The following is a 16,124-nucleotide window of genomic DNA, read 5'->3' on the forward strand; positions in this document are numbered from 1 at the left end:
GATTATGTTTGAACTGTTATTTCTGTTACTTCCTATAGCAGCCGCCTATGGCTGGTATATGGGTGACAGAAATGCAAAACAAAAATACTTTAATGAATCTAATCGGCTATCTCGAGAATATGTAGATGGTTTGAATTTCCTTTTGTCTAATCAGAAAGATAAAGCAGTTGATCTTTTTCTTGATATGTTAAAAGAAGATGAAGGAACACTTGAAGCTCATTTAACTTTAGGAAACTTATTCCGTTCACGAGGTGAAGTAGACAGAGCAATACGAATTCATCAAGCGTTAATGGAAAGTTCATCGTTAACCTTTGAACAACGCCTATTGGCAATACAGCAACTAGGGCGAGATTATATGGTTGCTGGTTTTTATGACCGTGCCGAAGAAATGTTTCTACAATTAATTGACGAAGATGACTTTCAACAATATGCATTACAGCAATTAATTATTATTTATCAATCAACCAGTGAATGGTTAAATGCTATAAACGCCGCCACTAAGTTAGTTAGATTAGGAAACATTAAATACAGAACGGATATTGCTCAATTTTATTGCGAGTTGGCATCTCTTGCTATCGCTGCTGATGATTTAGAGAAAGCTTACAACTTATTACAAAAATCCGCTGCTGCTGATTCTAAGTGTGCAAGAACCTCTTTAATGCTTGGTCGAGTATTAATGGTACAAAATAAAATAGTACAAGCAATTGAATGTTTTAAGCAGATACTTCAACAAGATAAAGCATTCATTGGTGAGGCCTTACCGCTATTAAAAGAATGCTATTTACAAATAAATGAACAAGCGCAGTTTCAACAATTTTTACAACTCTGTGTTGAACAAGATACAGGAAATGTTGCAGAATTAATGCTTGCCGATTTGGTTGAAAAATCAAATGGTTTAGATGCTGCACAAAACTATATGTATCGTGAATTACTCAGGCATCCAAATTTAAAAGGTTTCTATCGCTTAATGAATTATCATGTGGCAGATGCTGAAGAAGGTCGAGCTAAAGAAAGCCTTTTACTTTTACGTAATATGGTAGGCGAGCAGATAAAGTTAGTGCCCAACTACCGTTGTACAAAATGTGGATTTACGGTCAATTCGATTTACTGGCTTTGCCCTGCTTGCCGTTCTTGGTCAACCATTAAACCGGTTAGAGATTTTGAACAACATTCTGAAAAATAAAAAGAGTTTTTTATGTATTTAATTGATTCTCATTGCCATTTAGACAGTTTAGATTTTAGCAATAAATCGATTGACGAAGTATTGCAAGGAGCAATACAGAACGATGTTAAACATTGCTTAAGCGTTGCAACTACACTTTCGGGCTATGAATCGATGAGAGATTTACTGCAACCTTATACTAAACAGTGTTCATTTTCATGTGGTATTCATCCGCTTAATTTAGATGAAGAAAGCTATGATGCTACTCGTTTTGAAATGTTAGCAAACCAAGAAAATGTGATTGCGCTTGGCGAAACCGGACTTGATTATTATTATCAACAAGATAATCTTGAACAGCAACAAGCAAACTTCAAAGAACATATTCGCCTAGGACGCAAACTGAGTAAACCTATCATTGTTCATACACGTAATGCACGTCAAGATACCTTGAAAATATTAAAAGATGAGCATGCCCATTCTGGCGTGTTGCACTGTTTTACCGAAGATATTGATACAGCTAAACAATTATTAGATATCGGTTTTTATATCTCTTTTTCAGGTATTATTACTTTTAAAAATGCTGAGCCATTACGTGAAGTTGCTAGATATGTGCCGCTAGATCGTATTTTAGTCGAAACCGATTCGCCTTATTTAGCACCTGTACCATACCGAGGGAAAGAGAATCAGCCTGCTTATGTTCGTGAAGTCGCAGGTTATTTAGCTGCCCTAAAAGGGGTTTCTTTAGACGAGATAGCATTACAAACAACGAATAACTTTTGTCAATTATTTAATTTACAAGGGGCGTTACATGAGTAATAAGTTAACCATCGATTGGGAAGATTTTTTGACCAATTATTGGCAAAAAAAGCCTGTCATTTTACGTGATGCTTTTAAACATTTTGTCGATCCGATCACGCCGGAAGAACTTGCAGGATTAGCAATGGAAGAAGAGATTGACAGCCGAATAGTCACCAATAAAGATGGAAAATGGGATGCACAATTTGGACCTTTCATCGACTTTAACCATTTAGGGGAAAATCATTGGAGTCTGCTGGTACAGGCGGTAGATCATTGGCATGAACAAGCAGCTACATTAGTTGAACCTTTCAAATGCCTGCCACAATGGCAATTTGAAGATCTGATGATTTCTTATGCGACGGATAAGGCAGGCGTGGGGCCTCATATTGACAATTATGATGTATTTATCATTCAAGGTAAAGGATGCCGACGTTGGCAGGTTGGCGACCGCAATGAGCATTATAAACAATTTAGTGCTCATAAAGCGCTACTTCATGTTGAAAGCTATCAACCTATCATTGATGAAGAAATTACGGCGGGCGATATTCTGTATATACCGATAGGCTTTCCACATAATGGGGTTTCAATCGGAGAATCGCTTAGTTATTCTGTCGGTTTTAGAACCCAAACGTCTCAAGAACTATTAAGTGGCTTTGCGGATTATGTTATCGACAACCTACCTAATGGTATATTTTATCAAGATCCCGATTTAACATTGCCTAAAGATTCTTACCGGATACAATCTTATGAATTAGAAAAATTACAAGACCAAATAATTGAACTGGTTAGAACCCCTAAACTCTTTAACGATTGGTTCGGCAAACATATTACAATTCCTATGCATGAATTAAATATTGTGCCAGTTGATCCACCTTATGAATATGATGAATTTGTATCGCTTTTAAAAACTAATAATCTGTGCCGAGTACCGAGCATACGCATTCTAAAAGTAGGTGATTATGGCTATATACATGGTGAAAAAATCCCTTTGCCAATGCCTGTTATTGATCTTTTATGCCAAGAAGATGAACTCTATTATGAACAGTTTGATGAAGAATCGACACTAAAGGTCATTTTGGATTTAGTTAACAAAGGCTATTGGTATTTTATCGAAGACTAGTCAAGATTATCCGCTGAGAAACACTCAGCGGAAATTAGCGATTTTTCGTTCTTATTTAAAAAAACGATTAATCCAAAAAATCATCAACACCATATTACAACTCTTTACATAAAATAAAATTTTCAACTTTAGATATATCTTTTAATAGGTTTATATATAAAGTAACTTACAAGAAATGATTATTTTCTAGCACATATCCTATTGTAAAGGCTTTTAGCTTGGATTTTTAAAGTTTTTAAGTATATACTTTGCACCGCTTTTAACTTGCCTTATTGAATACGCCAGCAAGCCATTCTAAAGGTAAAGTTTGAATAACTATTCACAATCATTAGAGGTAAATATGAAGACTGCGATAGACACATCTAAACAAGCTGAAAGTGAAACTGGTTCCATTACAACTTATCAAAAAAGAACGCTTTTTGCCTCTACTGTCGGCTACGCATTAGATGGTTTGGATATGATGATTTTAGGGGTCTGCTTTACTCTAATTCAATCTACTTTTAACCTGACCAACACCGATTTAGGAACATTAACCTCAGTAACATTATTAGGTGCAGTACTGGGCGGAATACTTTTTGGCACCTTAGCAGACAAATATGGTCGAGTAAAAGTCTTTTCATGGACTATTATTATATTTTCAGTATTTACAGGACTGTGTGCTATTTCACCAAATTATGAAAGCTTTTTAGTTTTCCGTTTTTTAAGTGGTCTTGGGCTAGGTGGCGAGTTTGGCATTGGCATGACGTTAGTGTCAGAAAGTTGGCCTAAACACAAGCGTTCAAGAGCAACATCGATTGTTGCTTTAGGATTTCAGTTAGGCATTATACTGGCAGCCTTAACGGTAAATTTTATCGGAGAAGCACATGGTTGGCGCTGGGCTTTTGCGGTTGGAGTACTACCTGCACTGTTTGTTGCTTGGACACGCAAAGGATTGAAAGAACCTGAAATTTGGCAATCTTTGAAAGATCAAAACAAAAATAAAATCGCAATAGGCAAACTATTTAAAAATGTCAAAACATCCTCAACAACTGTTGGTTTAACCATTGCTTGTGCCGTACAAAACTTTGGTTTTTATGGCATCATGACATGGATGCCAACCATGATCGCAACCGAACGAGGACTATCATTCAAAAATACCATGTTTTGGACAATATCAACTACCATCGGCATGTCATTGGGCATTTTAATTTTTGGTTGGTTATGTGACAAATTTGGACGTCGACCTTCTTATATTGTCTTTTTATTAGTTTCTGCCATATCCATTTGGTTTTATTTTCAACAAACCGATATGGTCGTTTTAATACTATTTGGTTCAGTGATTGGTTTTTTTGTCAATGGAATGATGGGAGGATATGGTGCACTACTGGCTGAACACTACCCAACAGATGCTCGTTCAAGTGCTGAGAACATTATCTTTAATGTTGGACGAGGAATTGCTGGTGTATCACAAGTCTTAATTGCCTACTTAGCCACGGTTTATTCTATAAGCTATGCATTAGCTTTATTGTCTGCTGCTTACTTGTTATCCGCTGCTGCATTTATGTTTCTAATACCAGAAACTAAAGGAAAGGCGTTAGAATAATTTTTAATTACAGGGCTCAGCCCTGTAATAATAAACACTTTATCGAAAGCATTTAACCATGCTAACAAAAGCAAACAACTAAATTTATTTTTTACAATCTGCTGGTTTAATAGTTATTGATAAAGTCATTTCGTTATTAATGTAATAATCGCTTTGCATACCATTTGAGAATGCTTTTTTTAATTGAGCAATATCTTTATCATCAGAACAATAAAGCTCAAGAATGTCTTTACGGATCAATTTTTCGGCTTCCGGTGATTTTAATTCCTCTGCATCGATATTTTTAATATCATACTTATATATGAGTAAATCATTGTTTTTGGAAATATCCACTAATGTAGTATTCTCATCATAAACGATGGGGAGTTGTTTTTTGACAAATTTAATTGCAAAATCTTGCTCTGCTTCCTTAGAGTTGATATTATCACAACCCAATAGTTCCAAACCTAATGCCATCAATACTACAATTTTCATATATTTCATGTTATTACCCATTATCAAAATTAATATTATTTTGTTGTCTCCACTTTCGATAGACGATTAATAGCGAAAGGAAAACAGCGACCAAAACTTATATAGTTTGGAAGCTGATTTTAATAGATTGTTAAAAATACGCAATACTATATATATTTTTATTTATATACCGATATTAAATCTGAAAATCATTTTCATTCAAAATCTACGTAATAACATTATGAGTAATCTTGATAATTAAAACGCATTATTGAGTTAACCCTAATTAATACACTATTTTACCTTTACCATTTTCATTTTTAAAATCAGATTTAGATAAATACATTTATCAATTGCAAAATAAAAAAGGGCTATGATTAGCCCCTTTTTCTAAAAACTAAACTCTACAATTTATCATCACAATCACTTGGTTTAAGACTGAGGATTAATGCATTATCATTATTAATATAGTAATTATGTGTAGCACCTTCAGGGAAAGCGAGTCTTAATGCTTTCTTCATTAGATCTGAGCTACAATAATCGGTAAGTAAATTATTTAATAATGTTTTTTGGGTATTTTCAATTTTTAAATCATCTTTAGTCAGACCTTTAACATCATATTTATAATTAATAGTGTTATTTTCTTTTGATACATCTACCAGTGATGTATTTTGATCAATATTCAATGGTAATGTTTGTTTAATATTTTTAATTACAGCATCTTGTGCAAAATTATAGTTACCTTCTTTCAACTTATTCATAATATCGTTAGTTTCTGATTTTGCTTGTTCGAAATAATCTTGAGTTTTATTACTGATATCAGAACCTGTTTGTTGTACTTTCTGTTTAATATCATCAACAGTCGATTTAGAGTTATCACAATTAACCAAAAAAATACTTAATAATGCAAGCGAGATTACTTTAAAAAATTTCATTTTTTTGCCTTTATTCTAAGTTAAGTTTTTAACACTATTATGAAAGTTCATAATAGAACGTGATTTAAGATGTCTTGCTTAAAATTTTTAGTCATAAAAGAGCCTGAGCAGCTCTTTTATAACTATATAACTATTGGATTAATTTGTATGCTCACCACCCGTTACACCATAAGTTTCTGCCGTGGTATAACTTGACTCTTCTGAAGCCAAATGTACATAAACCCCAGCAAGTTCAACCGGTTGCCCTGCTCTTTTAAGTGGTGTTTCTTTACCAAATTCAGGAATTGCATCACTAAGTTGTCCGCCACAAACCTGTAATGGAGTCCAGACAGGGCCAGGAGCAACACTATTAGCACGAATACCTTTACTCGCTAATTGCTTAGCTAGTGCTTTTGTAAAAGCAATAATGGCCGATTTAGTGGAAGCATAATCTAATAATGTTGGACCAGGTTGGAAGGCTTGAACAGATGAAGTAGTAATAATTGTCGAACCGGGTTTTAAATAACCTAATGCCGCTTTAGTTACCCAAAATAGCGAAAAGACATTAATTTCGAATGTTTTGCGAATTTGCTCTGTAGTCAGATCCATAATATCAGCTACCGCAGTTTGTTTACCTGCAACCAACGTTAAGTTATCTAATCCGCCAAGTTTATGATGAGCTTCATCCACCATTTTTTTACAAAACGCTTCATCACTTAAGTCACCCGGTATCAATACCGCTTTACGTCCGGCAGCTTCAATGACTTTTGCCACATCTTCAGCATCTTTTTGCTCATCAGGATGATAATTGATCGCTACATCCGCACCTTCTTTAGCATAAGCGATTGCTGCTGCACGACCAATACCTGAATCTCCACCTGTGACCAACATTTTAAGACCTTCTAAACGTTGATGACCTTTATAACTTTTTTCACCACAGTCCGGAACCGGATTCATCTCACATTGCAAACCCGGTGCTTTCTGTTTTTGTTTTGGAAATTTCTCATGATAATATTTGGTCGTTGGATTACAGGTTTGTTTACTCATAATTTTCTCCTAAGTTAAACACATACATGTTCATAAACGATAAATAACTTAAATAAAATCAATTAATAATGACAAAACCATATAACTAGATAAAAGTAGAGATAAATCAATTAACTATATTGATAAATACGATGAATAGTGATAAAGACTTAAATATTATTTTTAAATAATCATTAATCTGTTACGAACAGAATTCAAACATAATATTAACTGTGGCTTTCCATAAAAGACGTGGCGATAATACAATTTATCAATCAACAAAACGTAAATTCATAGAATTTGATAAACGATCTCAGTTTAACAAATAAACGTAGATTAAGCCAGCCTATAACAATTGAATTCAATACTGCAATAGCACAATAAACATAATTATTGAATTAATCTATTATGATTTTTCTGACTGACAATCATCTGGATTTAGTTCAACAATAACAATCTCTTCATCATTGATAAAATAATGATAATTCGCACCATTTGGAAACACATTTTTCAGTTCTTTCATTTGTGGCACATTTTGACAATAATCATTAAGTAAATTACTGCGTAAAGTATCAAGGGTAGAAGTTAATAATAATGCTTGTTTAGGGGTGTTTTTAACTCGGTATTTATAATTGATAATATTATTATCTGCAAAAACATCAAATAGTGTTGTCAACTCATCAATTTCTATAGGCAACTCGTTTTTTACTGCATTAATTTCTAAATTTTGCGAAGTGAGCAAATCATTATTAGGTAAAGATGAAGTTGAACTTTCAGCAGAAGAATGATTTGACACAGGTTTAGCGTTATCACAATTAAGCAGCACAAAACCAATACTTATTAAAACAATTATCTTTAATATGTTCATACATATTTCGCCTTTTATTATTTTAAAAGTGTTTTTTTAATATGAAACCAGGTAAATAAGCAGATAAAAACGATTGTTGATTAACATTTATACACTAATCTTTGTAAAATGCCAATTAAAAACTCGTGCAACGATAAAATCATTTTAGACATCAATCACCATTATTTTCAAACTTCTTGCAATCGCAAAAACAAGACTTTAAAAAAACACAAAAAAACAGTTGAATTTTTTTCTAAAACGAGTATTTTGTTAAGAATACTTACTCAAAGAAGCAAAAAAATTTAAATAAAACGTATGAATTTTTCACTTATTATCGTCCTCATCAACATTCTTGTCAGCGTGGTCATTATTCCAGCGCGGGGGCGTTCTTTGAGTTAAAAAAGCTTCATAGTTAACCCAAAACCCCCGCCCCAAAAAGCGGGGGTTTTTTTATGAGCAATGCAAATACCTGAAAAAAAGAGCGAGGAATAAATGTTAGGAACACAGTGGATAGTAAAAACCTTAAAAGAAAAAGGCGTTACCACCGTATTTGGGTATCCTGGTGGACAAATTATGCCTCTGTATGATGCCCTTTATGATGGCGGTATTGAACATGTGTTATGTCGTCACGAACAAGGTGCAGCAATGGCTGCTATAGGTTACGCAAGGGCGACAGGCAAAACAGGGGTATGTATTGCCACATCGGGGCCGGGAGCAACCAATATTATCACGGGACTTGCAGATGCTTTGATTGATTCAGTTCCAATCGTTGCAATAACGGGTCAAGTACCTAATAATTTAATCGGTACCGATGCCTTTCAAGAAGTTGATGTATTAGGTTTGTCATTGGCGTGTACTAAACACAGTTATTTAATTGATGATGCGCATGACTTACCCAATATATTCGAGGAGGCATTTACCTTAGCCAACTCAGGCAGACCGGGACCAATATTGATTGACGTTCCGAAAGATATCCAGCTTGCCAACTTAGATTACCAACAATATTTAACCAACCACACTTCTCAAAGTTATCTCAACAAATCAAAATCCTTTGTTATCTCTTCTGATGATATAAAATTAACTAAAGCGATGATTCAAGATGCCAAAAAACCCATGCTTTATATTGGTGGTGGGGTTGGGCTTTCTGGCGCGATATCAGAATTAAGACAATTTATGGAAATGACTCAAATTCCGAGCGTTTCAACCTTAAAAGGATTAGGGGCTGCTGATATCAATAATCCCTATTATTTAGGATTAATTGGCATGCATGGATCTAAAGCAGCAAACTTAGCCGTGCAAGAGTGTGATCTATTAATTGCGTTAGGGGTACGATTTGATGACCGTGTTACCGGAAACCTGAATGAATTTGCTCGCCATGCTAAAGTCATTCATATTGATATCGATCAGGCTGAAATTAATAAATTAAAGCAAACGCATTTAGGGTTACAAGGCGATATCAAACAAGTCTTACCTTTAATTCACCAAACCGTATCGATAGAAGATTGGCACAAAAAAATAGACCAATTACGAAAAGCGTATCCAACTCGCTATGATCATCCGGGCGAACCTATCTATGCCCCAGCGTTACTCAAAAGCCTTTCTGAACAAAAAACAGCTACCACAATTGTCACTACCGATGTTGGTCAACATCAAATGTGGACAGCTCAGCACATGCAATTTAACCACCCACAAAACTTTATTACTTCTAGTGGACTTGGCACAATGGGATTTGGTTTACCAGCTGCCATTGGAGCTCAACTAGCAAGACCAAATGATTGTGTGATTTGCATTTCTGGCGATGGCTCTTTTATGATGAATGTTCAAGAGCTGACCACAATAAAACGCAAAAAATTACCGATTAAGATTGTATTAATTGATAATCAACGTTTAGGCATGGTTAGACAATGGCAAGAACTCTTTTTCAATCAAAGATACAGCGAAACCAATTTATCTGACAATCCTGATTTTTTAATGCTAGCTAAAGCCTTCGATATCGACGGACAAAAAATTACCCAAAAATCAGAAATTCAAAGCGCCATCGATACGCTATTAAATTCAACAGGTGCCTATTTATTACATGTGTGTATCGATGAGCTTGAAAACGTGTGGCCTCTTGTTCCACCCGGTGCTGCCAATGAAAATATGCTAGATAACAACAGTAAGGAGTAAAGGATGAATAATAAAGATCAGCATCAATTTACTATCACCGCTTATGATAAATTAGGAACACTTGAGCGTATCTTACGGGTTATACGCCACCGAGGTGGTCACATTAAACAGATGCAAATGCAAACTAAAGATGATCAGATTCTATCATTATCTTTAGCATTAACAACAAAGCGCCCTATTTCAGCACTACTTAATCAGATCGACAAATTGGTAGACGTGATATCGATTGAAATATAGTTATTTTCAATAATAAATCATGATGAAATAATAAGTTAAATTTATAAAAGTATACACTTTAGCAGTTAAACAAAATCGATAGTATAGTATAATGCTTGACCGTTTATTGTTGAAAGCACCGAGCTATATCTATGCTAAACAAAAGTAAAATTTAAGAGGAAATAAAAATGAGTTCTACAGCAAAATCGGATTATATTTGGTTCAATGGTGAAATGGTTCCATGGGCAGATGCTAAAATTCATGTCATGTCTCATGCTTTACATTATGGTACTTCAGTTTTTGAAGGAGTTCGTTGTTATAAAACTCATCAAGGCCCTGCTATTTTCCGTCATAAAGAACACGCACAACGATTGCTAAATTCAGCCAAAATATACCGTTTTCCTGTTCCTTACACGATTGAAGAAATCATGGAAGCAACGCGTCAAACTATCAAGAAAAATAACTTAGAAAGTGCCTATATTCGTCCTCTTGTCTTTATTGGTGATGTCGGTATGGGCGTTAATCCCCCTGCCGGTTATAAAACTGATGTCATGATTGCCGCTTTCCCTTGGGGTGCCTATTTAGGTGAAGATGCATTAGATCAAGGAATTGATGCGATGGTTTCTTCATGGAATCGTGTCGCATCAAATACCATTCCGGCAGCAGCAAAAGCTGGGGGCAACTACTTATCATCATTATTAATTGGCTCAGAAGCTCGTGCTAATGGTTTCCAAGAAGGGATTGCCTTAGATGTACATGGTCATCTTTCAGAAGGTGCGGGTGAAAATCTATTTATCATTAAAGACGGTGTACTATTCACTCCTGTATTATCTTGCTCTGCACTTCCTGGTATTACTCGTGATGCCGTATTAACGCTTGCTCGTGATTTGGGTATCGAAGTCCGTGAACAAATTTTATCTCGCGAATCACTCTATTTAGCTGACGAAGTCTTTATGACCGGTACCGCTGCCGAAATTACACCTGTACGAAGCGTTGACCGCATTCAAGTAGGTATTGGACGTTGTGGCCCAATCACTAAACAGATCCAACAAACATTCTTCGGGTTATTTAACGGTAAAACAGAAGATAAATATGGTTGGTTAGATATTATTAAATAATATCTCAAAAAATCCGCTAACTAATACGGCGGATAAATACTTTTTGTAATGTGATGCACATCAAAACATGATGGACTCATCAAAATGATAAACCGATTAAATCGGTCGCAAGTATAATAAGAACTTGGGAGCAACAAATGCCTAGATATCGATCAGCTACCTCCGTTGAAGGCAGAAACATGGCAGGAGCGCGCGCTTTATGGCGTGCTACTGGCGTAAAAAATGAAGATTTTGGTAAACCTATTATCGCCGTCGTAAACTCTTTTACTCAGTTTGTACCGGGACACGTCCACCTTAAAGACATAGGACAACTAGTGGCTAAACAGATTGAAGCATCAGGTGGTATTGCTAAAGAGTTTAATACCATTGCAGTAGATGACGGTATTGCAATGGGGCATGGTGGTATGCTTTATTCGTTACCTTCACGTGAACTTATTGCCGATTCTGTAGAATACATGGTCAATGCGCACTGTGCTGATGCGATGATCTGCATCTCCAACTGTGACAAAATCACCCCCGGTATGTTAATGGCATCACTCCGTTTAAATATCCCAACGGTTTTTGTCTCTGGAGGCCCTATGGAAGCTGGGAAAACCAAGCTTTCAGATCAAATCATCAAACTTGATCTTGTTGATGCCATGATTCAAAGCGCCAACCCCAATGTCAGTGACGCAGACAGTAAAGCGATTGAAGAATCAGCTTGTCCGACGTGTGGCTCATGTTCAGGCATGTTTACAGCGAATTCAATGAACTGCTTAACCGAAGCTTTAGGACTTTCGTTACCCGGTAATGGATCACTTATTGCCACTCACAAGCAACGTGAACAACTCTTTTTAAAAGCGGCCAAACGCATAGTTGAAATTACCAAACGGTATTACGAACATGATGATGAATCTTATCTACCAAGATCCATCGCCACCAAAGCAGCCTATGAAAATGCCATGTCACTCGATATTGCGATGGGAGGCTCGACCAATACCGTTTTACACTTGCTTGCAACAGCGCAAGAAGGCGAAATTGATTTTACGATGTCAGATATCGATCGACTATCTCGTCAAGTACCGCATCTGTGTAAAGTTGCGCCAAGTACAGCAAAATACCACATGGAAGATGTACACAGGGCGGGCGGTGTGGTATCCATCATGTCAGAACTTGACAAAGCAGGACTACTAAATCGCAATGTTCACAATGTGCTTGGATTGTCATTACAAGAAACCTTTGCACAATATGACATTACGCAAACCCAAGATGAAGAAGTAAAAAAAATGTATCGCAGTGGGCCGGCTGGCATCCGTACAACGAAAGCATTTTCACAAGATTGTTATTGGGACACACTGGATGACGATCGGGAAAATGGTTGTATTCGTGACAAAGCGCATGCTTATAGCCAAGACGGCGGACTTGCCACACTCTATGGTAATGTTGCCCAAGATGGTGCTATCGTAAAAACGGCCAGTGTTGCCGCTGAAAATCTTGTTTTTAGAGGGCCTGCAAAAGTATTTGAAAGCCAAGAAGATGCAGTTGATGCCATTTTAGGTGGAAAAATAGTTGAAGGTGATGTCGTTGTGATCATCTATGAAGGCCCAAAAGGTGGGCCAGGAATGCAAGAAATGCTCTACCCTACCAGCTATTTAAAATCAATGGGACTTGGTAAAGCTTGTGCACTCATTACTGACGGTAGATTTTCAGGCGGATCATCAGGCTTATCCATTGGACATATTTCACCAGAAGCGGCTAACGGTGGCGTAATTGGTCTGGTACGTGATGGCGATATTATTGATATTGACATTCCAAATCGAAAATTAGTTTTAGATGTGCCTGAAGATGAACTAGAACGTCGTCGGGTGGCAGAGCTTACTCGTGGCGACAAAGCATTTACCCCTCATAATCGTGACCGCTATGTGTCGTTTGCCCTAAAAGCTTACGCAAGTTTAGCGACCAGTGCTGATAAAGGTGCAGTCCGCGATAAAAGTAAACTAGGTGGCTAAAAGTGAAACAACAAACAATACTGACTGGTGCTGATTATTTAAAAGCAACGCTTTGCAGTGCCGTATATGATGTGGCGCAAGTCACACCGCTTGAAAAAATGGATAAACTATCTGCAAGACTAAACAATCAGATATTTGTCAAACGTGAAGATCGTCAGCTAGTGCACAGTTTTAAAATTCGAGGTGCACAAGCGATGATCGCCAGCCTTTCCCCAGAAGAGCGACAATGTGGCGTTATTGCTGCTTCAGCTGGAAACCACGCTCAAGGTGTGGCATTTTCAGCTAGCAAATTAGGTATAAAATCGCTCATTGTTATGCCGTTAACGACAGCGGACATCAAAGTAGAAGCAGTAAAAGGATTCGGGGGTGAAGTTTTACTTTTTGGTGCGAATTTTGACGAAGCCAAAGCCAAAGCCTTAGAATTAGCCAAAGAACAACGACGCATTTTTATTCCCCCTTTTGATCACCCACTGGTGATTGCCGGACAAGGCAGTATTGCCATGGAACTGTTGCAACAAAATGCCAAACTCGATCGCATATTTGTCCCCGTTGGCGGTGGTGGACTTGCAGCAGGTATTGCAGTCCTAATTAAACAAATTATGCCATCGATTAAAGTCATTGCAGTTGAACCTGAAGATGCAGCCTGTTTAAAAGCAGCCTTAGATGCTGGTCACCCAGTTGATTTAAATCGAGTAGGTTTATTTGCTGAAGGGGTTGCCGTTAAACGAATCGGTGATGAAACATTCAGACTTTGCCAACAATATATCGATGATATTATTACTGTTGATAGTGATGAAATTTGTGCGGCTGTCAAAGATTTATTTGATGATGTTCGTGCCATTGCTGAACCATCGGGTGCGGTCGCACTGGCGGGACTAAAAAAATACGTTGAAAAACACAATATTCAAGGTGAAAACCTTGCTCATATCTTATCGGGAGCTAATTTAAACTTCCATAATTTACGTTATGTGTCAGAACGCTGTGAATTAGGTGAAAAACGAGAAGTCTTAATCGCCGTGACGATTCCAGAGAAAAAAGGCAGTTTCCTAAAATTTTGTCAAATCTTGGGGGGGCGTTCAGTCACCGAATTTAATTATCGCTATCATGATGAAGAATCGGCATGCATATTTGTAGGTGTTAAAATCACTAAAAATAGTGAAAAAGATGACATCATGCAACAACTCACTTCAGCCGGTTATCTCGTGGTTGACCTAACTGATGATGAAATGGCTAAATTGCATGTTCGCTATATGATTGGTGGCAAGCCTTGTCAGCCAATTCAAGAACAAGTTTACAGCTTTGAATTCCCAGAGTCGCAAGGGGCATTACTCAAATTCTTACAAACACTTGGTACCAACTGGAATATCTCAATGTTCCATTACCGAAGCCATGGGACTGATTATGGTCGCGTTCTTGCCGCATTTGAAATTGACCAAACCAATAGCCATGATTTTGGTAAACACTTAACCGAATTAGGTTATGGTTTCCATAACGAAACCGAAAATCCATCGTTAAAACTCTTTTTAACCAATTCGAATTAAATAAAGGAAGACTATTCACTTTTACGGGCATTGATTAAAGTGAATAGTCCTAAATCTTAATCAAATAGTTTAAGCTTTTAAAAAAATAGATAGATTAACCATGATTAAATTAGCAACGATAGGCACCAATTGGATCACTGAAAAATTCATTGATGCGGCATTACAAACTAAACAATATCAATTAACCGCTATCTATTCCCGTGATATCAACAAAGCCAATGAACTGGCAAAAAAATACCAAGTTAATACGGTATTTGATAAGCTCACCGAGCTTGCTCAATATGCCAATGTCGACGTTGTTTACATTGCCAGCCCAAACTCACTCCATTTTGAACAAGCCAAATTGATGTTGGAAAATAATAAAGATGTAATATGTGAAAAACCATTAACCTCGAATTTAATGGAAACCCAAACATTAATTAATATTGCCAAACAACATAAAAAACTTATTTTTGAGGCACTTAAAACCGTTTATTTGCCCAATTATCAATTAATTCGGGATTATCTTCCAAAGTTAGGAAGAATTCGCAAAGCACTACTTAACTACTGTCAATATTCCAGCCGTTACGAAAGTTATTTGAATGGCAATAATCCCAACACGTTTAATCCCAACTTTTCAAATGGTTCTATAATGGATATTGGAGTTTACCCACTCAATTTTGGACTAGGATTATGGGGATATCCCAATAAAATAAATGCTAGTGCGACAAAACTTGCGTCTGGTGTCGATGCGCATGGCAGTGTTTTACTTAATTATGACGATTTTGATGTCATCATTTGGCATTCAAAAGTCAGTAACTCTTACCTTCCTAGTGAAATTCAAGGCGAAAATGGATCGCTTATTATTGAAAATATTGCCACTTGTGATCGCGTTATTTATCAACCAAGAATCGGTGAAAAAAAAGAAATCACCCTTACACAACACAATAATGATATGTATTACGAAGCAGAAGAATTCGCTAAGCTATATCGACAACGCAACGTAGATCATAACGGTTTAGCCTATTCGAAACTATCATCAACAATCTTGACTGAAATCAGAAAGCAAACTGGTGTGGTGTTTCCTGCCGATCAACCTTAACCATTAAAAAAATATATATAAACTGAAATAATAAGTTGCTAAAAGTTTATAGCAGAACGCTAACTAAAATTAGCGTTCTGGGTGATATATCCGTTGACTGAGTATAAAA

Annotated in this window: 14 protein-coding genes; 10 read left to right on the top strand and 4 right to left on the bottom strand. The window is 36.5% G+C overall.

Going from position 1 to position 16,124, the window contains the following annotated elements:
• The first annotated feature begins 4 nt into the window (after positions 1-4).
• The 4 genes from lapB to ACKJXD_RS01095 all read left to right on the top strand — a co-directional run bounded on the left by lapB (position 5) and on the right by ACKJXD_RS01095 (position 4,662).
• Positions 5-1,183: a lipopolysaccharide assembly protein LapB gene (gene lapB / locus ACKJXD_RS01080; RefSeq protein WP_220215383.1), complete on the top strand. Its 1,179-nt coding sequence runs from the start codon at positions 5-7 to the stop codon at positions 1,181-1,183.
• A 12-nt stretch (positions 1,184-1,195) separates the two neighbouring features.
• Positions 1,196-1,978, top strand: a complete 783-nt coding sequence (locus ACKJXD_RS01085; protein WP_430875285.1) for a YchF/TatD family DNA exonuclease — start codon at positions 1,196-1,198, stop codon at positions 1,976-1,978.
• The gene (locus ACKJXD_RS01090) at positions 1,971-3,080 is read left to right on the top strand and encodes a cupin domain-containing protein (protein ID WP_220215385.1); all 1,110 of its coding nucleotides are present in this window, start codon (positions 1,971-1,973) and stop codon (positions 3,078-3,080) included. The genes ACKJXD_RS01085 and ACKJXD_RS01090 overlap by 8 nt, the downstream gene beginning before the upstream one ends.
• A gap of 340 nt (positions 3,081-3,420) precedes the next feature.
• Complete coding sequence (locus ACKJXD_RS01095; protein WP_220215386.1) at positions 3,421-4,662, top strand: MFS transporter; 1,242 nt, start codon at positions 3,421-3,423, stop codon at positions 4,660-4,662.
• An 84-nt stretch (positions 4,663-4,746) separates the two neighbouring features.
• Here ACKJXD_RS01095 and ACKJXD_RS01100 read toward each other — a convergent pair whose 3' ends face one another.
• The 4 genes from ACKJXD_RS01100 to ACKJXD_RS01115 form a co-directional block, all read right to left on the bottom strand.
• Positions 4,747-5,145: a hypothetical protein gene (locus ACKJXD_RS01100; protein ID WP_430875286.1), complete on the bottom strand. Its 399-nt coding sequence runs from the start codon at positions 5,143-5,145 to the stop codon at positions 4,747-4,749.
• Positions 5,146-5,519: 374 nt separating this feature from the next.
• Positions 5,520-6,050, bottom strand: coding sequence for a hypothetical protein (locus ACKJXD_RS01105; protein ID WP_220215388.1), 531 nt, complete (start codon positions 6,048-6,050; stop codon positions 5,520-5,522).
• Between the two features lie 138 nt (positions 6,051-6,188).
• Positions 6,189-7,076, bottom strand: a complete 888-nt coding sequence (locus ACKJXD_RS01110) for an SDR family oxidoreductase (protein WP_065557856.1) — start codon at positions 7,074-7,076, stop codon at positions 6,189-6,191.
• Positions 7,077-7,461: 385 nt separating this feature from the next.
• Positions 7,462-7,923, bottom strand: a complete 462-nt coding sequence (locus ACKJXD_RS01115; RefSeq protein WP_430875287.1) for a hypothetical protein — start codon at positions 7,921-7,923, stop codon at positions 7,462-7,464.
• A gap of 471 nt (positions 7,924-8,394) precedes the next feature.
• Between ACKJXD_RS01115 and ilvG the strand changes: the two genes are divergently transcribed.
• The 6 genes from ilvG to ACKJXD_RS01145 all read left to right on the top strand — a co-directional run bounded on the left by ilvG (position 8,395) and on the right by ACKJXD_RS01145 (position 16,015).
• Positions 8,395-10,071 carry an acetolactate synthase 2 catalytic subunit gene (gene ilvG / locus ACKJXD_RS01120; RefSeq protein ID WP_430875288.1) on the top strand — a complete coding sequence of 559 codons (1,677 nt, stop codon included), beginning with the start codon at positions 8,395-8,397 and terminating at the stop codon, positions 10,069-10,071.
• A gap of 3 nt (positions 10,072-10,074) precedes the next feature.
• Positions 10,075-10,308, top strand: a complete 234-nt coding sequence (ilvM, locus tag ACKJXD_RS01125) for an acetolactate synthase 2 small subunit (protein WP_430875289.1) — start codon at positions 10,075-10,077, stop codon at positions 10,306-10,308.
• A 167-nt stretch (positions 10,309-10,475) separates the two neighbouring features.
• Entirely contained in the window at positions 10,476-11,405 is a 930-nt protein-coding gene (locus tag ACKJXD_RS01130; RefSeq protein WP_267379341.1) for a branched-chain amino acid transaminase, read from the top strand.
• 137 nt (positions 11,406-11,542) lie between these two features.
• Complete coding sequence (gene ilvD, locus ACKJXD_RS01135; protein ID WP_430875290.1) at positions 11,543-13,393, top strand: dihydroxy-acid dehydratase; 1,851 nt, start codon at positions 11,543-11,545, stop codon at positions 13,391-13,393.
• A gap of 2 nt (positions 13,394-13,395) precedes the next feature.
• Complete coding sequence (gene ilvA, locus ACKJXD_RS01140) at positions 13,396-14,934, top strand: threonine ammonia-lyase, biosynthetic (RefSeq protein WP_430875291.1); 1,539 nt, start codon at positions 13,396-13,398, stop codon at positions 14,932-14,934.
• 100 nt (positions 14,935-15,034) lie between these two features.
• Positions 15,035-16,015 carry a Gfo/Idh/MocA family protein gene (locus tag ACKJXD_RS01145; RefSeq protein WP_430875292.1) on the top strand — a complete coding sequence of 327 codons (981 nt, stop codon included), beginning with the start codon at positions 15,035-15,037 and terminating at the stop codon, positions 16,013-16,015.
• Positions 16,016-16,124 lie beyond the last annotated feature (109 nt).

It is taken from the genome of Gilliamella sp. G0441 (assembly GCF_050589305.1).
GTDB lineage: Bacteria > Pseudomonadota > Gammaproteobacteria > Enterobacterales > Orbaceae > Gilliamella.